The following is a 22,754-nucleotide window of genomic DNA, read 5'->3' as shown; positions in this document are numbered from 1 at the left end:
CGCGTCCCGGGCCGTCCCTACTGTTTCCGGCCATGACGAACACGTTTCCCACTCCGGTTCCCCTGCCGCCTCCCGCCGCCGCGGTCGACCTGACCGGGCGCACCGCGCTGGTGACGGGTGGCGGCGGCGGCATCGGCCGGGCCTGTGTGCTCGCCCTGGCGCAGGCGGGGGCCGCCGTACACGTGGTCGACCGGGACGCCGACGCGGCCAAGGCCGTCGCGGAGATCTCCGGGGGAGTGGCGCACGCGGTGGATCTCGCGGACGCGGGCGCCGTCGACCTCCTGCCCGCGCAGGTCGACGTCCTGGTCAACAACGCGGGCCTCCAACACGTGGCCCCGCTCACGGAGTTCCCGCCGGAGCGCTTCGAGCTGATCCAGAAGGTGATGGTCACCGCCCCGTTCCTGCTGATGCGCCGCGTCCTGCCGCACATGTACGCCGGCGGCTGGGGCAGGATCGTCAACGTCTCCAGCGTCCACGGCCTGCGGGCCAGCGCCTACAAGTCCGCCTACGTCGCCGCCAAGCACGCCCTGGAGGGCCTGAGCAAGGTCGCCGCGATCGAGGGCGCCGCCCACGGGGTGACCAGCAACTGCGTCAATCCCGGCTACGTCCGCACTCCGCTCGTCGAAGGCCAGGTGCGGGACCAGGCCGCGGCCCACGGCATCAGCGAGGGCGACGTGCTCTCCGACGTCATGCTGGCCCGCTCGCCCGTGAAGCGGCTCCTGGAGGCCGAGGAGGTGGCCGCCGCCGTCCTGTGGCTGTGCGGCGCCCACACCGGCTACCTCACCGGGGCCTCGCTGCCGCTCGACGGCGGCTGGACCGCCGGCTGACCCCCGCCGGCGGCTCCCTCCACGCACCACCTCTTCGCGCACCTTCCCTCCGCGCACCACCCCGCCGCGCCAGTTCCCACGCGCCACTTCTCCAGGCGCCACACCTCCACGCACCTCCCCCATCCCGTCCGTTCGTGAAACCGGTGAACCCATGTCTGACACCACCACGCCAAGAGGCGGCATCGGCCGCATCGTCGCCGCGAGCCTGATCGGCACCACCATCGAGTGGTACGACTTCTTCCTCTACGGCTCGGCCGCCGCCCTCGTCTTCAACACGCTGTTCTTCCCCGCGGCCGACCCCCTGGTGGGCACGCTCATCGCCTTCATCACCTACGCCATCGGGTTCGCGGCGCGGCCGCTCGGCGGTGTCGTCTTCGGCCACTTCGGAGACAAGATCGGGCGAAAGAAGCTGCTGGTGGTCAGCCTCCTGATGATGGGCGGCGCCACCTTCGCCATGGGCCTGCTGCCCACCTACGAGACCATCGGTGTCGGAGCGCCGGTCCTGCTGACCGTGCTGCGACTGGTCCAGGGCTTCGCGCTGGGCGGCGAGTGGGGCGGGGCCGTCCTCATCGTCTCCGAGCACGGCGGCGACAAGCACCGCGGCTTCTGGGCCTCCTGGCCCCAGGCCGGCGCCCCCGGCGGCAACCTGCTCGCCACCGGAGTCCTGGCGCTCCTGGCCGCGTTCCAGTCGGAGGCCGCCTTCCAGTCCTGGGGCTGGCGCGTCCCGTTCCTGCTGTCCGGCGTCCTCGTGCTGATCGGTCTGTGGATCCGCGTCTCGGTGTCCGAGTCGCCGGTGTTCCTCGCCGCGCAGGCCAGGGCCGAGGCGGCCGCCGCACAGGGCGTCAAGGAGAAGGCTCCGGTCGTCGAGGTGTTCCGGCGCAGCTGGCGCGAGGTCCTGTCGGCCATCGGCACCCGCTTCGGCGAGAACATCTCGTACTACATCCTGACCTCGTTCCTCCTGGTGTACGTCACCGTGCACCTGGAACTGCCCAAGAGCACCGCGCTGAACGCGGTCCTCATCGGCTCCGCCGTCCACTTCGTCACCATCCCCCTGTGGGGCGCGCTCTCCGACCGCGTCGGGCGCCGGCCGGTCACGCTCATCGGCTCCGTGGGCATGGCGGTCTGGGCGTTCGTCTTCTTCGGCCTCGTCGACTCCGAGTCCTTCCCCGTCATCACCCTGGCCGTCACCGCGGGGCTGCTCCTGCACGGCGCCATGTACGGACCCCAGGCCGCGTTCATCTCCGAGATGTTCGACACCAAGGTGCGCTACTCCGGCGCCTCGATGGGCTCGCAGCTCGCCTCCATCGTGGCCGGAGCCCTCGCCCCGATCATCGCCGTCGAACTCCTGAAGGACTACGGGTCCGCCACCCCGGTCAGCTTCTACCTGTGCGTGGCGGCCGTCGTCACGACCATCACCGTGGCCGTCACCCGGGAGACCCGGGGCCGCGACCTCGCCCGCACCCGGGACGAGCAGCGGAGCGCCGCCGACTCCGCGTCCGCCGCGGACTCCACGGTCGGCGCGGGCGACCGGGCCTGACCGCACCCGCATCGAGACCTGCCCGAGAGGAGGCACCATGGGCACCGCCCGTCGAGCCGACGCCGGGGTTCCGGCGCCCGCCGCGGCGGCGGTGCGCCGCCTGCTCGACCTGCTCGCCGCCGACGCGCCCGCCGAGGAACTGGCGGGCCGGCCGACGCGCACGCGCGCCGACGGGGCCGACGACGCGGAGGTCGCGTGGATCGAGGAGGCCACCGAGGCGGCCCTGTCCGTGCGGCGCGTCCTCGACCAGCACCGCCGCCGCGAGGCGGAACTGGTCGCGCTGTTCGACACGGCGGGCGACCTGGCCGGGCTGCGGGACCTCGACGCGGTGCTCCGCGCCATCGTGCGGCGGGCCAGGACGCTGCTGGGCGCGGACGTCGCGTACCTGACCCTCAACGACCCGCTCGCCCGCGACACCTTCATGCGGGTCACCGACGGTTCGGTCTCGGCGGCCTTCCAGCAGCTCAGGCTCGGCATGGGAGAAGGGCTCGGCGGCCTGGTCGCGCAGACCGCCCGCCCGTACGCCAGCACCGACTACCGCACCGACCGGCGCTTCCACCACACCGGAGCCATCGACGACGGGGTGGCCGAGGAAGGACTGCGAGGCATCCTCGGCGTCCCGCTGCGCGTGGGCGAGGAGATCATCGGCGTGCTGTTCGCGGCGGACCGCACGCCCCGCGAGTTTCCCCCCGAAGCCATCGCCCTCCTCGGCTCGCTCGCCGACCACGCCGCCGTCGCCATCGACAGCGCCCGTCTCCTCGACGAGACCCGCAGCGCCCTCGCCCGTCTCGAAGCGGCCAACGAGACGGCCCGCGCCCACAGCGAAGCCCTGCACCGGGCCTCCGACGCCCACGACCGCCTCACCCGACTCGTGCTGCGGGGCGCCGGCGTCGACGACGTGGCGGCCGAGATCGCCGTGCTGCTCGGAGGCGGCGTGGCCATCCACGACCCCGACGGCAGCGAACTCGCCCGGATTGGCACCGGGCCGGTCACGCCGTCGGCCGCGAGCCTCGCGGCCTCGCACGCCGACGGCCGCGCCGTCCACGCGGACGACGCGTGGACCTGCGCCGTGCTGGCGGGCAACGAACCGCTCGGCAGCATCACGCTGACCGGGCGCGCGGACCTCTCCGAGGCGGAAGGGCGCCTGTTCGAACGAGCGGCCCTCGTCACCGCTCTCCTGCTGCTGCTCCGCCGGTCGGTGGCCGAGGCCGAGGACCGGGTACGCGGCGAACTGCTCGACGACCTCCTCGCGGGCCCCACCGCGGCCGGTCACTGGGACGCCGGCAGCCTGGCCCTGCGGGCCCGCCGCCTGGACGTCGACCTCACCCGCCCGCACGCCGTCGCGGTCCTCGACTGCGAGCCCCCGCAGCGGCCCAGGCTCGCCGCCGAGACCGCCCGCAAGGCGCGCGGGCTCGGCGGCCTCGCCGGGACCCGCCACGGGCTTCCGGTGCTCCTGGCCCCCGGCGACCGGCCCGGCGCCCTCGCCCGCGCCCTCGCCGCCGACCTCACCCGGGCCCTCGGTACTCCCGTGACCGTGGGCGCTGCCGGGCCCGGCCTCGGACCGGACCGGCTTCCCGCGCTGCACGCCGAAGCGGTGCGCTGCCTCCGGGCGCTGTACGCGCTCGACCGCACCGGGGACGGAGCCGGCACCGCCGACCTGGGCTTCGTCGGCGTGCTGCTCGGTGATCGCGCCGACATCGCCTCGTACGTGGAACGCGTACTCGGGCCCGTCCTCGCCTACGACGCCGAGCGCGGTACCGAACTGCTGCGCACCCTCCACGCCTACTACGAGCACGGCGCCAGCCTCTCCCGCGCCAAGGACACCCTCCACGTCCACGTCAACACGGTCGTGCAGCGCCTCGACCGGGTCGCACAGCTCCTCGGACCCGACTGGAACACCCCGGCCAGGGCACTGGAGACCCATCTGGCGCTGCGCCTCCACCCGCTCACCCGCGCTCCCGACGGGGGACCGGCCGGGCCACGGCCGGGACCGAACGGCCCATCCCCGGCGGGGCCCCCGATGGCAGGCTGAAGGGCGAGACCTGGGCGTACCGCCGAGGAGGCACCATGAGCCACGAGAGCCCCGCCGGACCCGAGCGCCACGAGAGCCCTTCCACATCGGCGAGCCCCGCCGGACCGGAGCGCCACGAGAGCCCTCCCGGACCCGAGCGTCCCGCCGGGCCGGAGCTCGGGGACGTCGTCGTGGGCGTCGACGGCTCTCCCTCGGCGCGGACGGCCGCGCTGTGGGCCGCGGCGGAGGCGGAACACCGGGGCGGCGCCCTCCATCTCGTGCACGCCGCCGACATCGACCGGCGCGCCTTCTGGACCGATGCCGAGACCCTCCAGGCCGTACGCGAGGCGGGGCGCGACCTGCTGATCCGGACGGCCGACGCGGTCCACCGACGCTTCCCTGAGCTGACGGTCACCAGGGAACTCAGCCGTCAGGAGCCGGTCGCCGGGCTACGGGCGGCCGCCCGGGACCGGGGGACGATCGTGGTGGGCAGCCGGGGGCTCGGCGGCTTCTCGGCGCTCCTGCTCGGCTCCGTGGGCCTCGACGTGGCGGCCCGCGCCGAGGCGCCTGTGGTAGTCGTCCGCGGGGAGGCCGAGCGGCCCGGGACCGGCTCGGTGACCGCGGCCGTGCGCGACGCCGGCGACCTGGACTGGCTGCTGCTCGCCGCCGCCGAGGCCGAGGCCCGCAAGGCGTCCCTGCGCCTCGTCAGCGTCTGGAACGTCCTCACCCACGTCGGCAGCGTCGCCACGATGCTCGACGACCTCGACGCGAGCGCCCACAGGCGCGTGCGCGAGGCCAAGGACCTCGCCGACCGGGTGCGGGAGCGTCATCCCCGACTGGTCGTCGGACACCGGGTGGAGACGGGCACGAGCACGCCGGGGATCCTCATCGAGGCGAGCCGCGGCACCGACCTGATCGTCATGGGCCGCGGCCGCCGGCCGCTCGGCGTCGGACCGGCCCTGGGCCGCGTCGCCCACGCCCTGATCCACCACGCGCACTGTCCGGTGGAGATCGTCCCGTCCGTCCCCGTGGCGAGGGGCGAGGAACCATGAGCGACGTCCTGGCCGGCATCGACCCCGGCGAGCTGTCCGTCCCCGCCCTGGTCTGGGCCGCCGACGAGGCCGTACGCAGAGGTGTCCGGCTGCGCCTGGTCGTCGCCGTCCCGCCGGTCCACGACCGGCTCCGGTACGACGTGCTCGCCCACCAGAGCTCCCTGCGCGTCCGCGCGGAGTCGGCGCTCGCCAACGCTCAGGACCTCGTACGGGCCCTGCACGAGGGACTGTGGACGGTGACGGAGCTCGTCGACGGAATGCCCGCGACCGTGCTGGGCGAAAGGACGCAGGGCGTCGCACTCGCCGTGCTGGGATCGCGGCACCTGGGCAGGCTCGCCGAGGTCTTCGGCGAGGGTTCGGTGGCCGTTCCGCTGGCCGCGCGCGCCGACTGCCCGGTCGTGGTGATCGGCGAACCGGAGCACGCGGCCGTCCGCCCGCCGCTGATCGTCGTCGGCGTGGACGGCAGCCGGGACTGCCGGGCCGCCGTCGCCTTCGCGGCGGCGGAGGCGAGCCTGCGCGAGGCACGGCTCCTGGCGGTCTGGGTGTGGCCCCGCCCGCTCCTCTCCCGCGAGGACGGGGGCGAGGGTCTCGCCGAACGCCGCAGGCTGCTCGCCGAGTCGGTCGCCGGATGCGCCGAGCGCCACCCCGACGTCGGCATCGAGCAGGAGGTCGTGCGCGGACACCCCGTCGAAGAGCTCACCCGCGCCTCCCGCGAGGCCCTCGCGGTCGTCGTCGGCCGGCGGGGCCGCGGCGGCTACTCCGGCCTGCGGCTCGGTTCCACGGTCCACGGACTGCTGCACCACGCCGACTGCCCCGTGATCACCGTTCCGCTGCCCAGCGGAGAGCACGACGGGCGGCCCTGGGGGGCGTCCCGCCGGTGAAGGCCCCGATCGGGGTGGTGCTCGTCAGGACCGGACGGCGCTTCGGGGCTACGGTGAATGCGGGTGCGCCGGATGCGACGTCCGCGCCCGGAGGGACCGGAGGTTTCGATGGGCCGCGAGGACACCGACTCCGCCGATACGCGGTTGCCACGGCTGAGACTCGACGAACTGCTCGACGAGCTCCAGGCGCGCGTCGACGAGGTCCGCGGCACGAGGGACCGGCTCAACGGGCTGCTCGAAGCCGTCATGTCCGTCGGCCGGGAGCTCGACCTGCCGCAGGTGCTGCACGGGATCGTGGAGGCGGCCGTGACCCTGGTGGACGCCGAGTACGGCGCTCTGGGGGTCATCGGCGAAGGACAGAGGCTGTCCGAGTTCATTCCCGTCGGCATCGACGACGAGCTCCGCGGCCGGATCGGCGACCTGCCGTCCGGACACGGCATCCTGGGCGAGCTGATCCGCAACCCCCGCCCGCTGCGCCTCGCCGAGCTGTCCGAGCACCCCGCCTCGTACGGCTTCCCGGCCCACCACCCGCACATGCACTCGTTCCTCGGCGTCCCCATCCGCGTCCGCGACGAGGTCTTCGGCAACCTCTATCTCACCGAGAAGCGGGGCGGCGTCGACTTCGACGCCGAGGACGAGGCCGTCGTGACGACCCTGGCCGTCGCGGCCGGCGTCGCCATCGAGAACGCCCGCCTCTACGAGGAGGGCCGGCTGCGCCAGCGCTGGCTGGCCGCGAGTTCCGACCTCACCAGCGCCCTCCTGTCCGGCAGGGAGGAGACCGAGGTCCTGGACGGCATGCTGGAGCGGGCCACGGACATCGCCGGCGCCGACGTCGGGGTCTTCTACCTGGTCGGCGCGCAGGGCGAGCTGCGGGGCTCGCTGGCCCGCGGCGAGGGTTCCGACGCGCACCGTGGTGTCGTCCTGCCGAGCAGCGAGGGAACCCTGGCCGCGGCCGCGCTCACCCAGGACGGCCTGGTGACGGTGGCGGACGTGGAGAGCGACGGGCGGATCACGGTCCAGCCCGAGCGGTGGCGGGGCTTCGGCCCGGCGGTGGCCGTCACGATCGGCACCAAGGAACGCCTGAGCGGCGTCCTGATCCTCGCGCGGCGCCGCGGGCGGCCCTCTTTCACGGACGCCGAGATCACCGCCCTCCCCGGCTTCGCCGGCCAGGCGGCCCTCGCCCTCGAACTGGCCGACCGGCGCCGCGACGCCGAGCAGGTGAGTCTCCTCGAGGACCGCGACCGGATCGCCCGCGACCTGCACGACCTGGCGATCCAGCGGCTCTTCGCCACCGGCATGACCCTGCAGAGCGCGCGGCGGTTCGTCGAGCACCCGGAGGCCGTGGACCGGCTGACCCGGGCGATCGACGACCTGGACGCCACCATCAAGATCATCCGCTCGACCATCTTCGGCCTCCGCGAACACGAGATCCCCGGTACGGTTCCGAAGCTCCGGAACCGGGTCGTCAACGCCGTCGACTCGGCCGCCTCGACGCTCGGGTTCGCTCCCGCCCTCCGCATGGAGGGACTGCTGGACACGGACGTGCCGGCCGATGTGGCCGACGAGGTGATCGCGGTGATCGGCGAGGCGCTGACCAACGTCGCCCGCCACGCCGAGGCCCGCCGGGCCGAGGTGTCCGTGGTCGTCGACAGCGGCGTCCTCGCCGTCACGGTGCGCGACGACGGCACCGGCATCCGGCCGGGCGGTGCCCGCAGCGGGCTGCGGAACCTGGCGGAGCGGGCGGAACGCCTGGGCGGCGACCTGTCGGTCACGGCCCGGTCCGGCCGGCCCGGCGGCACACGGCTCGAATGGCGCGTGCCCCTGCCGACCGCCGCCGAGTGAGCGGCGGGCGGCCTGCACCCACGAGCAGGACCGGCACGAAGGTGCGCGACACCAGGCCGGCGGACGGCGTCGAGGGGCACGACGCCGGCTGCCGGACCGAGGGCTCCGGCACCATGGGGCTCAAGTCGAGCGTGGTCAGGAAGGCCTGAACCGACGAGCCGGCGCGGCCCGCACCGCACGTCCTCGCACGCGCACCGCGGAATTCCCCAGTGCGGCAGGTGCCGATGCCCGGAACGGCGTGGGCCGAACGCGTCGCGGGCGGCGGGGACGAGCCGGATGCCCGCGACGATGTCGGGGCGGATGCGCCCGGACCGGCGGGACCGCGTCACCGAGGGGCGGACCACGGGAGGAGCCTGCTGTGACCGTCGTACGTGACGTCCTGGTGCGGCCCGGGTGTGCCGGCCCCGTGCCCGGGGGACGGCCAGGTGACATCGGGGCGGGCACCCCAGGTCGCGAAGACGAGTCGATCACGGGGTACGGGAAGCCCGACAGGGCCCTTCGGCCCCGGAGGACCAGGGCCGGACGGCCCGGAGCCCGGATTGCCATACTGACGCTCGTTCCGCCCCCGTCGCACCCCGCCCCGCGCGGAGACCACCGCCGTCGTGATGCCGTCTCGTTCCTGCCCCGGAGTTCCTGGTGACGCACCGTCCCTTCCGCCCGACCGCCCTCGCGGCCCTCGGCCTCCGTCCGCTCCGTACGGCCGCGAGGCCGGCGTGCTGACCGCCGGACAGCCCACCGCCTCCCGTGACGCGCCCGTGCGGGTCTTCCTGCTCGACGACCACGAGGTCGTCCGGCGGGGCGTGCGCGACCTGCTGGAGACCGAGCCCGACATCGTCGTGGTCGGCGAGGCGGCGAACGCCCGCGAGGCCCTCACCCGGGTGCCGGAGACCCGGCCCGACGTGGCCGTGCTGGACGTACGGCTCGGCGGCGGGACCGGCGGCGACCGCGAGGGCGTCGAGGTGTGCCGCGAACTCCGGGCGGAACTCCCGGACCTCGCCTGCCTGATGCTCACGTCCTTCGACGACGACGAGGCCCTCTTCGACGCCATCATGGCCGGTGCGGCGGGCTATGTGCTCAAGCAGATCGGCGGCTCGGACCTGGTCGCCGCCGTCCGCACGGTCGCGACGGGCGCCTCGCTCCTCGACCCCCGGATGACGAGCCGTGTGATGGCCCGCATCCGCGGTCCCGTGACCGGTCCCGAGCCCGGTGCCCGGACCACCACGCCGGCCGAACTCGACCGGCTCTCGCCCCGCGAGCGGGAGATCCTCGACCTCATCGGGCTCGGCCTGACGAACCGTCAGATCGCGGACCGGCTCTTCCTCGCCGAGAAGACGGTGAAGAACCGGGTCTCCGCCATCCTCGCCAAACTGGGCGTGGGCCGCCGCATCCAGGCGGCGCTGCTGGTCGAGCGGCTGCACGAACAGCAGCGGGCCGATGCGCGGTAGAGACCTGCCTTCGCCACGGTGACGGGGCGCGGCCCGGGAGGGCGGTCCGCCCGGCGGGCCGGCCGCAGCGCGCCGCACACGGCGTCGTCCACCGGCAGCGGGACCGCCACCACCGGGCCGTGCTCCGGCCCGCCGGAGCCTTCGACAACGCCCAGCCGGTGCGCCCGGAGGCCGGCGCGGACGTCCGTAGGTCTCGCAAGGGGCCGGACCGCAGGGGCCGTTCGGCCCTGGCCACCCGCTCCGCACCCGCTCCGCACCCGGCTCAGGCGACCACGCTGCGGTAGTGGCTCGTCAAGCGTCCCGTTCCGTCCAGTACGTGGAAGACGAGCGCCGGAGGCTGGTCGAGGTGGACGTGGTCCGCCGGATGGGCGCGGTGCTCCCAGGGAAGCCGGAGGGTGGAGACGACGCCTGGCGCGACGACCAGCGGCTTCCCGGCGAACGTCGTCACGGCCGGGGTGTGGGCGTGGCCGCAGACCAGGGCGGCGATGTTCGGGTGACGGCCGACCAGCGCGGCGAGCCGCTCGTCGCCGAACTGACGGATGCCGTCGATGAACGGGCTGTGCAGCAGGGCCGGCGGGTGGTGGAAGCCCACGAGCACGGGCATCCCGTCCGGCGTACGGGCGAGCACGTCCTCCAGCCAGAGCAGCGTGTCGTCCTCGATGAAGCCCTCGTCCTTCCCCGGGACCGAGGAGTCGCACAGGGCGACGGTCAGCCGGTCCGTGCGGAGGACCTGGTTGACGGGAGCCGTCGAGCCGGGTTCGCCGAGCAGGAAACGGCGGAAGGCGCCGCGCTCGTCATGGTTCCCCGGGCACGTCAGCACCGGGTGACGGGACGTCAGGAGCCGGCGGGACAGTTCGTACTCGGCCGGCAGCCCGTGATCGGCGATGTCGCCGGTCACCAGGACGGCGTCGAGGTCGTACGGCAGGTCGTCCAGGTAGTCCATGACCGCCTTCGTGCGGTCGGCGCTGCGCTGCTCTCCGTCGATGTGGACGTCGCTGAGGTGGGCGGTCACGATCACGGTGATGACGGTTCCTTCCAGGTGGTCCTCGGGGCTCGGCACGCGATCCCTCCGCGGCCCCGGCGAGCCTATTCGGCGACCGGACCAGGGGTAAGGTCCGCTTTCCCGTCGCGGAATCGGTCCGGTTCGGGTTCGGGCCTCGGTGCGGAGCCGCCGTCCCGGCCGTCGGCGGTGGGGGCCGCGAGAGCCGCGAACAGGGCGTCGAGCGCGGCCGGGTAGGCCCGTTCGGCCGGAGCGGCGAAGCCGACCAACAGTCCCTGCGGCCGGCCGGCGGGGTCGTGGTGGAGCTCGCCGAGACCGCGCAGGGCGATGCCGTCGCGGGCGCACCTGGCCAGGACCTGCTCCTCGGTGGGGCCGTCGGGCGGGAGGGTGACGAGGGTGTGCAGGCCGGCGGGGACCCCGTGGGCGGCGAGGCCGGGCCGGGCGGCCACCCGGTCGAGGAGGAGTTCGCGGCGGCGGCGGTAGCGCAGGCGTGCGGCGCGGACGTGACGGTCGTAGGCGTGCGTCGTGATCAGGTCGGCGAGGACGAGCTGTCCCAGCGTCTCGGTGAACAGGTCGGCCTGCTGCTTGGCCAGCGTCATCGGCCGGACCAGATGGGGCGGCAGGACCATCCACGCCAGGCGGAGGGCGGGTGCGAGGGTCTTGGACGAGGTGCCGCAGTAGACGACGTGATCGGGCGCCACTCCCTGGAGGGCTCCCACCGGCTGGCGGTCGTAGCGGTACTCACCGTCGTAGTCGTCCTCGACGATCAGACCACCGGTGGAGCGCGCCCAAGCGCACAGCGCCTGACGGCGGCTCGGATGCAGCGGAACGCCGGTCGGGTACTGGTGCGCGGGGGTCAGGACGGCCGCTCCGACGCGCCCGGTCAGTTCCTCGACGCGGGCGCCCCGGGCGTCGACGGGCAGGGGAAGGATGTCGATGCCGGCGCGCCGGACGACGCCTCGGTAGAGGTTGTGCCCCGGGTCCTCCATGGCCGCCGTGCCGATGCCGTCCGCGGCCAGCACATCGCTGAGCAGGCCGAGGCTCTGGTAGTGGCCGGAGGTGATCAGCACGCGGTCGGGCGTGGTGATCACCCCACGGGTGCGGCCGAGGTAGTCGGCGAGGGCCGCGCGCAGTTCGGGCCGGCCCTGCGGTTCTCCGAAGCCGAAGGCCTCGGGGCGGGCGCGGTCGAGCACGCGTCGGGTGGAGGCGAGCCAGGCCCGAATGGGGAAGGCACTGGCGTCGGGGAGTCCGGCACGGAGGTTGTGGCGGGGAGCGGCCGAAGCGGGCTCGGCGGCCGCGGGGGCCTGGGTGCTGCGCGGTACCTCGGTCACCCTGGTGCCCGAACCCGGACGCGTGGTCAGGTAGCCCTCCTCGACCAGCTGGTCGTACGCGGCGGTGACGGTGCCGCGCGAGAGCCCGAGCTCCTGGGCCAGTCCGCGGGTGGAGGGCAGGAGCGTTCCGGCGGGCAGGCGTCCCCGGCGGATCGCCCCTCGGAGCGCGGCTTCGAGGGCGGAGCGCCGCCCGCCCGTGGCGTCGAGGTCGAGGTGGAGGTCGATCCGGGCACCGGACCAGGAATGCGGCATGGAACTGGATCTTATTCGTGGGCCGTTGGCGAACTACGGTCGAGGACGAAGGCCCCGCACGCCACGCAGCGGCGACACACCACGGCAGCCCACGACGACGACACGCAAGGACACCACCACCATGGCCGACCGGCAGCGCCTCTCCGTCCCGCACGAGCCCGTCCCGCACGAGCCCGACCGGCACGGGCCCGTCCCGCACGAGCCCGACCACACCGCGGTGCGCGTCGCCCTGTGGCGCGCCCTGCACGTCCGGGCCGACGCCGCGCCGCACGTCCTCGACGACGAGATCGGGCTGGAACTGGCCGACCCGGGGCCGGACTGGCGCGAGCGCGGCGACATGACGATGCCGGGCGTCGCCGGCGTCCGCGCCTCGATGGTGGCCCGGGCCCGCTTCATCGAGGACCTCGTCGCCGAACGCGCCGACGCCGGCGTGACGCAGTACGTCATCCTCGGCGCGGGCCTGGACACCATGGCCCAGCGGCGCCCCGAACTCGCCTCCCGCCTCCGCGTCTTCGAGGTCGACCAGCCCGGCACGCAGGCGTGGAAGCGGCGGCGCCTCGCCGAGCTCGGCTACGACATCCCGTCCTGGCTGACGCTGGTGCCCGTCGACTTCGAGGCCGGCGACTCGTGGTGGGAGCGGCTGACCGCCGCCGGCTTCGACCCGGACGAGCCGACCGTCGTCGCGTCGGCCGGCGTCAGCATGTACCTCACGCACGAGGCCAACACCGCGACGCTGCGCCAGGCCGCCGTGCTCGCACCCGGCTCCGTCCTCGCGACGACCTTCCTGCTCCCGCTCGACCGGCTCGAGCCGGAGCAGCGCCGGGTCCAGGAGTTCTCGATGCGCAACGCCGCCGCGTCGGGCACCCCGTTCGTCAGCCTCTACACGCCCGACGAGATGCGGCAGGCCGCCCTGGAGGCCGGGTTCGCCAGGGCCCAGCACGTGTCTCCCGACGACCTGGCCGCCCGCTACTTCGCCGACCGCACCGACGGACTGCGCCTGCCCCGGTCGGAGCAGTTCCTCGTCGCGGAGGTGTAGGACCTGCCCGGTCCCGGCGTCGGCGGAGCACGGCGGGTCCGTGGCGGCCTGCGCCCGGAGGCCGGTGGCCTGCGCCCGGCGGCGGGCCTCGATGCGGGTCAGCGGTCGGGCATGGTCTCCGGGCGGGCGTACGTCCGCCCCTTCCAGGCCGCGCCCCGGCCCCGGTGGTGCTGCACCGCCGAGTCCACCGTCATCAGCAGGTACAGCAGCGCGGTGAACGGCAACAGCGGGGCGAGCCAGGGCGGCTGACGGTAGTAGCGGAGCATCGGGAGGTACGTGCCCGCCATCACCGCCCACGCGAGTCCGCCCGCCCACGCCGCGGACCCGTCCCCGGCGAGCAGTCCCGCGACCAGCGTCGCGGGCGGCGCCAGATAGACGAGTGCCAGGCCCGCGACCGTGCCGGCCAGCACCAGCGGGCTGTGCCGCAGCTGGGCGTAGGCGCTGCGCGAGACCATCCGCCACAGCTCGGGCAGTCCCGGATACGGCCGGATGCTGTCCACCCGGTCCGCGAGTCCCAGCCAGATCCGGCCGCCGGCCCGCCGCACCGCCCGCGCCAGCGACACGTCGTCGATGACGGCCTGCCGGATCGACTCCGGCACCCGGGCCCGCTCCGCCGTCTCCGCCCGCAGCAGCACACAGCCCCCGGCCGCCGCCGTCGCCAGGGGCCGGCGGCGGTTGATCCAGCGGAAGGGGTAGAGCTGGCAGAAGAAGTACACGAAGGCCGGCACGATCAGCCGTTCCCAGCCGCTCGCCACCCGCAGCCGCGCCATCTGTGAGACCAGGTCGAGCCGGTGTCCCGTCGCCGCCGCGACGAGCAGCCGCAGACTGTCCGGCTCGTGCGCGATGTCCGCGTCCGTGAGGAGCAGGAACTCGGGTCCACGCGCGCGTGCGAGCGCCATGCCGTGCCGCAGTGCCCACAGCTTGCCCGTCCAGCCGGGCCCGGGCTCACCGGGCGAGGTCACCGTCAGCGGCAGCCCGCCGTGGCGCGCGGCCAGCTCGCCGGCGAGCCGCCCCGTGCCGTCCGTGCTCCCGTCGTCCACCAGGACGACCTCCGCCCGCCCGGGATAGTCCTGGGCGAGCAGCGAGGGCAGACTCAGCGGCAGCACCGGGGCCTCGTCCCGTGCGGGGACCACCACGACGACGGCAGGCCAGCGCTCGGGGGCGGCGGCGACCGGCACGGGCAGCCGCTGGTCCGTGCGCCAGAAGAAGCCCTGGCCCAGGAGCAGCCACCCCCAGACGGCAAGAGCGGCGGTCGCGATCCAGGCAAGCGTGCTCATTCGCCGCAGTCTGCCCCAGAACGGAGGGGAAACAAGGGCGGTCGGCTAGGGTGACCGGGTGAAGATCGCCCTCATGGACTCCGGAATCGGCCTGCTACCGGCAGCGGTGGCGGTCCGCCGCATGCGGCCCGACGCGGATCTGGTGCTCTCCTCCGACCCCGACGGCATGCCGTGGGGCCCGCGCACCGTCGAGGACCTCACCCAGCGTGCGCTCGCCGTCGCCCGGGCCGCCGCCGCGCACGGGCCGGACGCCCTGATCGTCGGCTGCAACACCGCGACGGTCCACGCCCTGCCCGCGCTGCGCGCCGAGCTGGAGCCCCGTATCCCGGTGATCGGCACGGTGCCCGCGATCAAGCCCGCCGCGGTCGGCGGCGGCAAGGTCGCCATCTGGGCCACGCCCGCCACCACCGGCAGCCCGTACCAGCGCGGGCTGATCCGCGACTTCGCCGACGGCGCCGAGGTCACCGAGGTGCCGTGCCCCGGTCTCGCCGACGCCGTCGAGCACGACGACGCCGAGGCCGTGCGCCGGGCCGTAGCCGCCGCGGCCGAGCTCACGCCCCCGGACGTACGCGCCGTCGTCCTCGGCTGCACCCACTACGAGCTCGTCGACGACCAGATCCGGGCCGCGCTGCACCGCACCGAGGGCCTGCCGCCCGTCGTTTTGCACGGTTCCGCCGGGGCAGTCGCCGCACAGGCGCTGCGGCGGATCGGCGCCGAGGCGGACCCGGCGGCGCCCCCCACGGGCGGTCTCACCGTGCTCCTCAGCGGCCGGACGGGCGAACTGGGTCCGGCCGCGCTCAGCTACGCCGAAGGCCGCGTCCTCGGGGCGGCGACCGCCGCCCACTGAGGGTGAGCGAACGACTCAGCCGAGGCGCCGCAACAGCGGAACGTGCTTAGGCTGTCACCATGAGGGACCACTCCACGAAGCCGGGTCCCGAGGGACCCGCACCCCCGGTCTGGACCGGCCGCGCGACCAACCGGATGCAATGGCTGCCGGCCGTCGGCGGTTTCGCCTGCATGGCGCTCGGCATCCTGCTGGCCGTCGAGTCGCCATGGACCTCCGGCATCGCACCGCTGCTGATGGCCGTCATCGGCTGTGTCGCCGCCGGCCTCCTCGTGCTCTTCGGCACGCTCGCCTTCGTCCACGTCGCCGTCCGGGTCGACGACCGGGCGTGCGAGGTGCGCTGCGGGCACATCGGGGTGCCGCGCCGCCGCATCCCGCTCTCCCACGTGGTCGGCGCCGACTTCGCGCCGTCCGTCACCCCGCGCCAGTGGGGCGGCTGGGGCTACCGCTGGCGCCCCGAGAAGGGCACCGCGGTGGTCGTCCGCCGGGGCGAGGGCCTGGTGCTGCGGCTCGGCGACGGACGGAGCTTCACCGTCACCGTCGACGACGCCGAATCGGCCGTCCACGCCATCCGCACCCTGCTCCACCGCACCACCCCTCCCTCGTCACCGGCCTCGGCCGGACCCACCGGAGTCTGAGCGGACCGCGGCGGGGACTACGGGCGGGCGCGGACCCCGGAGACGGCCGGCGAGGCGCCTCGCGGCGCGGCTCGCCGCCGGAACCCCTCGCCCACGGGGCGCGCGGCGCGGACCGCACTCCTGCCGGGCGCGCCCCGCGCCGTAGACTCCGGCACGTGAGCACCACCATCGCCCCCGCCGACGCGCCCGAGTCCGATTCCGCCCCCGAGCGGGCCCGTGGCCCTCGGCGGCTGCTGCGCCCCGGTGCGGCCCTGCTGGCCGGACTGATGCTCTTCCTGAGCTTCCCGCCGCGGCCCCTGTGGTGGCTCGCGCTGCCCGCGTTCGCGCTGCTCGGCTGGACCCTGCGCGGCCGGCGGCCGCGGGCCGGCTTCGGCCTCGGCTACCTGGCCGGGCTCGGCTTCCTGATGCCGCTGCTCGTGTGGACCGGCGAAGAGGTCGGGCCGGTGCCGTGGCTGGCACTCGCCGCCGTGTCGGCGCTGTTCGTCGGGGCCGTCGGCCTCGGCATCGCGGTGGTCTCGCGGCTGCCCGCCTGGCCGGTCTTCGCCGCCGCCGTGTGGATCCTCGGCGAGGCGGCACGCGCGCGCGTGCCGTTCGGCGGCTTCCCCTGGGGCAAGATCGCCTTCGGGCAGGCGGACGGGATCTTCCTGCCGCTCGCGGCCGTCGGCGGCACCCCGGTGCTCGGCTTCGGCGTCGCGCTGTGCGGCTTCGGGCTGTACGAGCTGCTGCGCCAGGTCCTCGCCCGGCGCGCCCGTACCGGCACGGGTCCGGAGCCGGCGGATGCGGCCGACGCCACCAGGACGCCCAAGGCCGGAGGGACGTCTGAGTCCTTCGAGGCCGCGGGGGCGCCCGAGGCCGCGGGGACGCGCGAGTCCTCCGAGGCACTCGACTCCTCGCCGGCAACCGCCCCGGCCCCGGCCCGCAATCCGGCGCCCTCGCGCAGGTCACGCGGCCCGCTGGTCGCCGCCGCGCTCGCCGTGCTCGTGCCCGTCACCGGTGCCCTCGCCGCGCTGCCGCTCGTCTCGGACGCGGCCGAGGACGGCACCGCGACCGTCGCCGCGGTTCAGGGCAACGTGCCCCGCCTCGGCCTCGACTTCAACTCCCAGCGGCGTGCCGTGCTCGACAACCACGCCAACCGCACCAAGGAGCTCGCCGCCGAGGTGCGGGCGGGCCGCGTGCCGCAGCCCGACTTCGTGCTGTGGCCGGAGAACTCCTCCGACATCGACCCGTACGCCAACCCGGACGCGTACGAGGTCATCGACGAGGCGGTGCGCGACGTGAACGCGCCCACCGTGATCGGCTCCGTCATCGCGCCCCCGACCGGCAACCTGCGCAACACCCTCATCCAGTGGGCCCCGGGGAAGGGCCCGGTCGCCGAGTACGACAAGCGGCACGTCCAGCCCTTCGGCGAGTACATCCCCATGCGGTCCTTCGTCCGGCTCTTCAGCAGCGACGTCGACCGCGTCCGCCGCGACTTCGGGCCGGGGAACGAGGTCGGCGTCTTCGACCTGGCCGGTACGAAGGTGGGGCTCGCCACCTGCTACGAGGCGGCCTTCGACTGGGCGGTCCGGGACACCGTCACCCACGGCGCCCAGCTGATCACCGTGCCCAGCAACAACGCCACCTTCGGCCGCAGCGAGATGACCTACCAGCAGCTGGCCATGTCGCGCGTGCGCGCCGTGGAGCACAGCCGCAGTGTGGTCGTTCCGGTCACCAGCGGCGTGAGCGCGGTCATCCGGCCCGACGGGACGATCGTCGCGCAGACCGAGCTCTTCACCCCCGACGTGCTGGTCGAGAAGGTGCCGCTGCGCTCCTCGCTGACCCCGGCGACCCGCATGGGCACCCTGCCCGAGGCGCTCCTCGTGGCGGTCGCCGTGGGCGGTCTCGGCTGGTCGGCCGCGCGGTCGGCGCGGGCCCGCAGGTCACGCGTCGCCTGAGCGGGCGCCCCGTGCCTGAGCGGGCGCCCCGTGCCGTGCCGGGCGCCCCGCGCCGTGCCGGGCCGGGCGGCCCGTGCCATGCCGGGTGGCCCGAGCGGCGGCCGGGACGATCGGATGATGATCTAGGGTCGAGACATGGGCACCCCTGACTTCATCCGTGACATCCGGGCCTCCGCCGGCCACCAGCTGCTCTTCCTGCCGGGCGTCTCCGCGGTCGTCTTCGACGACCGGGGACGTGTGCTCCTGGGCCGCCGCGCGGACAACGGCATGTGGGCCATCGTCGGCGGCATCGTCGAGCCCGGCGAGCAGCCGGCCGCCTGCGCCGTCCGCGAGGTGTACGAGGAGACGGGCGTCCGGGCCGAGGTGGAGCGGGTCGTGCTCGTGCAGACCCTCCGCAAGCCCGTCGTCTACCCCAACGGGGACCGCTGCCAGTTCATGGACGTGTCCTTCCGCTGCCGGGCCGTCGGCGGCGAGGCCCGGGTCAACGACGAGGAGTCGACGGAGGTCGGCTGGTTCGCGCTGGACGAGCTGCCCCAGATGAAGCGCTTCTCGCACTTCCGCATCGAGCAGGCCCTCAAGGACGAACCCACATGGTTCGACCCCAGTCCTCTGGGCTGAACTGTGTGTTCGGCACACATCGGTCGGTGCGGGGCCGCTTCATAGGGTGCCGAACATGAGCGCCTCCATCACACCGGGACCCGTCCCGGCCCAGGCCGTCGCGCCCCGCCCCGCCCCCGGGCCCGTCACCCTCGACCTCTCCGGGCGCACCGCGCTCGTCACCGGCGCGGCCGGCGGCATCGGCCGCGCCTGCGCGCTGCGGCTCGCCGCCGCCGGAGCCCGGGTCAGAGCCGTCGACCGGGCCGCGGAAGGGCTCGACGCGCTGACCGAGGCCGCCCGGGGCCTCCCGGGCGCCGTCGAGCCCCGGCTGCTCGACCTCACCGACCTCGACGCCGCCGAGGCCACGGCCGCCGGCGCCGACATCCTCGTGAACAACGCGGGACTCCAGCTCGTCCGGCCCATCCAGGAGTTCCCTCCGGACGTCTTCCACACCGTCCTGACCGTGATGCTGGAGGCGCCCTTCCGGCTGATCAGAGGGGCGCTCCCGGAGATGTACGCGCGGGGCTGGGGCCGGATCGTGAACATCTCCTCCGTGCACGGACTGCGCGCCTCCGCCTTCAAGTCGGCCTACGTGGCCGCCAAGCACGGCCTGGAGGGCCTGTCCAAGACCGCGGCCCTCGAAGGCGCCTCGCACGGCGTCACCTCCAACTGCGTCAGCCCCGGCTACGTGCGCACCCCGCTCGTCGAGCGGCAGATCGCCGACCAGGCGGCAGCCCACGGCATCCCCGCCGAGCGGGTGCTCTCCGACGTCCTGCTGCGGGACTCCGCGCTCAAGCGGCTGATCGAGCCCGAGGAGGTCGCCGAGGCCGTGCTGTACCTGTGCACCCCGCAGGCCTCCTTCGTTACTGGCAGCTCGCTCGCCCTCGACGGAGGCTGGACGGCGCACTGAGTGCCGCGCCCATCGTCCACAGGCGGTTGTCCACAGGGCTGGTGCGACCCCCCGTACGACAGGTATCCCTGTGACCATGACCCACGAACAGGCCGTCTACCTGGAGCTCCTCGCCCGCGGCGCCGCGGCGGAGGCGTACGACCGCCCCGTGCTGCTCGCCCGCGCGAGCGGCGCGGGGCCCGAGCGGCTGGCCGAGCTGGAGCAGGCCAAACAGCTCGCGCTGCGGGTCCGGGCCGAGCTGGAGGGCCGGCGGCGGCGCGAGGCCGAGCTGTCCGCGCTCTTCGAGACCGCCCACGACCTCGCGGGCCTGCGCGACCTCGACGACGTGCTGCGCGCCATCGTCCAGCGCGCCCGCTCCCTGCTCGGCACCGAGGTCGCCTACCTCAGCCTCAACGACCCGGCCAGGGGCGACACCTACATGCGGGTCACCGAGGGCTCCGTCTCGGCCAGGTTCCAGCAGGTCAGACTCGGCATGGGGGAGGGGCTCGGCGGGCTCGTCGCCCAGACCGCCCGGCCGTACGTCACCGACGACTACTTCCAGGACGCGCGCTTCCAGCACACCGAGGCCATCGACAGCGCGGTCGGCGACGAGGGCCTCGTCGCGATCCTCGGCGTGCCGCTCACCCTCGGCAGCCAGGTGATCGGCGTCCTGTTCGCCGCCGACCGCCGTGCCCGTGTCTTCGAACGCGAGCAGGTCGCCCTGCTCGGCTCGTTCGCCGCGCACGCCGCCGTCGCCATCGACACCGCCAACCTGCTCGCCGAGACCCGCTCCGCCCTCGCCGAGCTGGAGCGGGCCAACGACATCATCCGCGAGCACAGCGGCGTCATCGAGCGCGCCTCGGAGGTGCACGACCGGCTCACCGAACTCGTGCTGCGCGGCGGCGGGGTCCACGACGTCGCCGCGGCCGTGTCCGAAGTCCTCGGCGGCACCGTCGACTTCGTCGACGAGCGGCCGGGCCCCGCGACGATCGCCGAGGGCCACGCCACCCGGGACGGCGACGACTGGATCGCCTCGGTCTCCGCGGGCGGCGAGACCTTCGGCGCCCTCGTCCTGCGCGACCGGCCCGGACTCGACCCCGTCGACCTGCGCACCCTGGAGCGGGCCGCCCTCGTGACGTCCCTGCTGCTGCTCGCCCGCCGCTCCGCGGGAGAGGCCGAGCAGCGGGTCCGCGGCGAGCTGCTCGACGACCTCCTCGACGCGCCCGACCGGGACCGGCGGCTGCTGCGCGAGCGCGCCGCACGGCTGCGCACCGACACCGACGCCCCCCATGTGGTCCTCGCCGCCCGCATCGACCGGGCCGGCGCCGACACCGAACCGGACGCCGGCGGACGGGAGGGTGCCGACCGGCAGCGGCTGCGCTCCGCGGCCTCGCACCTCGCCGCGACCCGCCACGGCCTGGCCTCGGCGCGCGACGGCGGCACCGTCCTGCTGCTGCCGCTCGGCCCCGGAGAGACCGCCGCCGAGCTCGCCCGGCAGACCGCGAAGCACCTCGGCGGCGCCCTCCACGAGCCGGTCTCCGTCGGCGCCTCCGCACCCGTCGCCGCCCCGCTCGCCCACCCCGACAAGGTCGCCCCGGCCTACGAGGAGGCCCGCCGCTGTCTGGAGGCGCTGCGGCTGCTGCACCGGCAGGGCGAAGGCGCCGCCGCCGAGGACCTCGGCTTCCTCGGGCTGCTGCTCGCCGACACCCGCGACATCGAGGGCTTCGTGGAGCGCACCATCGGCCAGGTCGTCGACTACGACCGGCGCCGCGGCACGGACCTGGTGCGCACCATGGACGCCTACTTCGCCAGCGGCATGAGCCCCGCCCGCACCAAGGACGACCTGCACGTCCACGTGAACACCGTGGCCCAGCGCGTCGAGCGGATCGGCCGGCTGCTCGGCCCCGACTGGCAGTCACCCGCCCGCGCCCTGGAGATCCAGCTGGCCCTGCGGCTGCACGCCCTCTCGGCGGCCGTCATACGCTGACCGCGCCCGCCCTCATGCCCGTACCGCACGCCCGCACCGCACACCGCGCCGTACCCTCCGGCGCCAGGAGGACACCTCGATGACCGGACGTCCCGCAGACCTGCCGCTTTCCGGCATCACCGTGGTCAGCCTCGAGCAGGCGGTGGCCGCGCCCTTCGCCACCCGTCAGCTGGCCGACCTCGGCGCACGGGTGATCAAGGTCGAGCGGCCCGGGGACGGCGACTTCGCGCGCCGCTACGACACCACCGTGCACGGGGAGTCCAGCTACTTCGTCTGGCTCAACCGCTCCAAGGAGTCGATCACGCTCGACCTGAAGACGGACGCGGGCCGCGAGGTCCTGGAGCGGCTGCTCGCCGGCGCGGACGTGTTCGTGCAGAACCTGGCGCCCGGCGCCGCCGCCCGCCTCGGGCTGGCCCCCGAGGCCCTCGCCGAGCGCTTCCCCCGGCTCATCGCCGCCGGCCTCTCCGGCTACGGCACCAGCGGCCCCTGGGCCGGCCGCAAGGCCTACGACCTGCTCGTCCAGTGCCAGACCGGCCTGGTCTCGCTGACGGGCAACGAGCACGGCACCGCCCGGGCCGGGATATCCGTGGCCGACATCGCCGGCGGCATGTACCTCTACAGCGGCGTCCTCACCGCCCTGTTCACCCGGGCGACCACCGGCACCGCCCGGCCCGTCGAGGTCTCCCTCTTCGAGGCGCTCGCCGAATGGATGCACCAGCCCGCCTACTACACCCGCTTCGGCGGCGTGCAGCCCCCGCGCATCGGCACCCGGCACGCCACGATCGCGCCGTACGGAGCCTTCACGGCCGCCGACGGCAAGGACGTCCTGTTCTCGATCCAGAACGAACGGGAATGGGCGGCCCTGTGCGAGCGGTTCCTGGAGCGGCCGGGACTCGTCACGGACCCGAGGTTCGCGACCGGCTCCGACCGGGTCGCCCACCGCGCGGAGCTGGACGCCCTGGTGGCCGAGCGGTTCACCGAGCTCGACAGCGCGACCGTCGGAAGGATCCTCGACGAGGCGGGCATCGCCAACGCGGGGGTCAACGACATGGCGGAGTTCCTGGAGCACCCGGTGCTCGAGGCCCGCGACCGCTGGCGGGACGTGCGGCTCCCGGGCGGCACCGAGGTCCCGGCCCTGCTGCCGCCGGCCGACCTCGGCGGCACGCAGCCGCGCATGGACGCCGTCCCCGGCGTCGGCGAACACACCGAGGCCATCCTGGCGGAACTGGGCTTCGACTCGGCCGCCGTCGAGGAGATGCGGGCCGCGCACGCGATCTGACGCACAGGCGGCCGGAGCGCGCCTGCCGGACGTCGACCGGCACCCGGGGCGCGCCGGACCCCGACCGGCGCCGGACCCTGACCGGCCCCGGACCT

The 22,754-nt window shown here is 74.8% G+C and carries 18 protein-coding genes; 15 read left to right on the top strand and 3 right to left on the bottom strand.

What is annotated here, in order from left to right; translation table 11 throughout:
* The first annotated feature begins 32 nt into the window (after positions 1-32).
* The 7 genes from ACFY8W_RS26815 to ACFY8W_RS26785 all read left to right on the top strand — a co-directional run bounded on the left by ACFY8W_RS26815 (position 33) and on the right by ACFY8W_RS26785 (position 9,595).
* Positions 33-827, top strand: a complete 795-nt coding sequence (locus ACFY8W_RS26815) for a 3-hydroxybutyrate dehydrogenase (RefSeq protein ID WP_391110162.1) — start codon at positions 33-35, stop codon at positions 825-827.
* 151 nt (positions 828-978) lie between these two features.
* Positions 979-2,364, top strand: coding sequence for an MFS transporter (locus ACFY8W_RS26810; RefSeq protein ID WP_391110159.1), 1,386 nt, complete (start codon positions 979-981; stop codon positions 2,362-2,364).
* 37 nt (positions 2,365-2,401) lie between these two features.
* On the top strand, positions 2,402-4,396 hold the full coding sequence (locus ACFY8W_RS26805) for a GAF domain-containing protein (RefSeq protein WP_391110156.1): 1,995 nt from the start codon (positions 2,402-2,404) through the stop codon (positions 4,394-4,396).
* 35 nt (positions 4,397-4,431) lie between these two features.
* Positions 4,432-5,427: a universal stress protein gene (locus ACFY8W_RS26800; RefSeq protein ID WP_391110153.1), complete on the top strand. Its 996-nt coding sequence runs from the start codon at positions 4,432-4,434 to the stop codon at positions 5,425-5,427.
* Entirely contained in the window at positions 5,424-6,308 is an 885-nt protein-coding gene (locus tag ACFY8W_RS26795; RefSeq protein ID WP_391110151.1) for a universal stress protein, read from the top strand. Before ACFY8W_RS26800 ends, ACFY8W_RS26795 begins: the two co-directional genes overlap by 4 nt.
* A gap of 108 nt (positions 6,309-6,416) precedes the next feature.
* Positions 6,417-8,150, top strand: a complete 1,734-nt coding sequence (locus ACFY8W_RS26790) for a GAF domain-containing protein (protein WP_391110148.1) — start codon at positions 6,417-6,419, stop codon at positions 8,148-8,150.
* A gap of 713 nt (positions 8,151-8,863) precedes the next feature.
* Entirely contained in the window at positions 8,864-9,595 is a 732-nt protein-coding gene (locus tag ACFY8W_RS26785; RefSeq protein ID WP_391110145.1) for a response regulator, read from the top strand.
* Positions 9,596-9,857: 262 nt separating this feature from the next.
* Here ACFY8W_RS26785 and ACFY8W_RS26780 read toward each other — a convergent pair whose 3' ends face one another.
* Positions 9,858-10,613: a metallophosphoesterase gene (locus tag ACFY8W_RS26780; protein ID WP_391111042.1), complete on the bottom strand. Its 756-nt coding sequence runs from the start codon at positions 10,611-10,613 to the stop codon at positions 9,858-9,860.
* A gap of 68 nt (positions 10,614-10,681) precedes the next feature.
* Positions 10,682-12,178, bottom strand: a complete 1,497-nt coding sequence (locus tag ACFY8W_RS26775; RefSeq protein ID WP_391110143.1) for an aminotransferase class I/II-fold pyridoxal phosphate-dependent enzyme — start codon at positions 12,176-12,178, stop codon at positions 10,682-10,684.
* A 121-nt stretch (positions 12,179-12,299) separates the two neighbouring features.
* Here ACFY8W_RS26775 and ACFY8W_RS26770 point away from each other — a divergent pair, with 121 nt between their 5' ends.
* Complete coding sequence (locus ACFY8W_RS26770) at positions 12,300-13,214, top strand: SAM-dependent methyltransferase (RefSeq protein ID WP_391110141.1); 915 nt, start codon at positions 12,300-12,302, stop codon at positions 13,212-13,214.
* Positions 13,215-13,312: 98 nt separating this feature from the next.
* Here the strand turns inward: ACFY8W_RS26770 and ACFY8W_RS26765 are convergent, their stop codons facing one another.
* A complete protein-coding gene (locus tag ACFY8W_RS26765) occupies positions 13,313-14,491 on the bottom strand; it encodes a glycosyltransferase (protein WP_391110138.1) in 1,179 nt (392 codons plus the stop codon).
* Positions 14,492-14,549: 58 nt separating this feature from the next.
* Here ACFY8W_RS26765 and ACFY8W_RS26760 point away from each other — a divergent pair, with 58 nt between their 5' ends.
* From ACFY8W_RS26760 to ACFY8W_RS26730, 7 genes are all read left to right on the top strand, one after another.
* Complete coding sequence (locus ACFY8W_RS26760; RefSeq protein ID WP_391110135.1) at positions 14,550-15,338, top strand: aspartate/glutamate racemase family protein; 789 nt, start codon at positions 14,550-14,552, stop codon at positions 15,336-15,338.
* Positions 15,339-15,397: 59 nt separating this feature from the next.
* On the top strand, positions 15,398-15,973 hold the full coding sequence (locus ACFY8W_RS26755; RefSeq protein ID WP_391110132.1) for a hypothetical protein: 576 nt from the start codon (positions 15,398-15,400) through the stop codon (positions 15,971-15,973).
* A 155-nt stretch (positions 15,974-16,128) separates the two neighbouring features.
* On the top strand, positions 16,129-17,907 hold the full coding sequence (lnt, locus tag ACFY8W_RS26750; protein ID WP_391110129.1) for an apolipoprotein N-acyltransferase: 1,779 nt from the start codon (positions 16,129-16,131) through the stop codon (positions 17,905-17,907).
* A 135-nt stretch (positions 17,908-18,042) separates the two neighbouring features.
* Entirely contained in the window at positions 18,043-18,525 is a 483-nt protein-coding gene (locus ACFY8W_RS26745) for an NUDIX domain-containing protein (protein ID WP_391110126.1), read from the top strand.
* Between the two features lie 55 nt (positions 18,526-18,580).
* Positions 18,581-19,414 carry a 3-hydroxybutyrate dehydrogenase gene (locus tag ACFY8W_RS26740; RefSeq protein WP_391110123.1) on the top strand — a complete coding sequence of 278 codons (834 nt, stop codon included), beginning with the start codon at positions 18,581-18,583 and terminating at the stop codon, positions 19,412-19,414.
* 76 nt (positions 19,415-19,490) lie between these two features.
* Positions 19,491-21,380 carry a GAF domain-containing protein gene (locus ACFY8W_RS26735; RefSeq protein WP_391110121.1) on the top strand — a complete coding sequence of 630 codons (1,890 nt, stop codon included), beginning with the start codon at positions 19,491-19,493 and terminating at the stop codon, positions 21,378-21,380.
* Between the two features lie 79 nt (positions 21,381-21,459).
* Positions 21,460-22,659 carry a CoA transferase gene (locus tag ACFY8W_RS26730; protein WP_391110119.1) on the top strand — a complete coding sequence of 400 codons (1,200 nt, stop codon included), beginning with the start codon at positions 21,460-21,462 and terminating at the stop codon, positions 22,657-22,659.
* Positions 22,660-22,754 lie beyond the last annotated feature (95 nt).

This window comes from Streptomyces sp. NPDC012637 (genome assembly GCF_042954805.1).
In the GTDB taxonomy this organism is placed as follows: Bacteria; Actinomycetota; Actinomycetes; order Streptomycetales; family Streptomycetaceae; genus Streptomyces.
The sequence above is the reverse complement of the archived record's forward strand: the minus strand, read 5'-3'. Positions and strand labels throughout refer to the sequence as shown.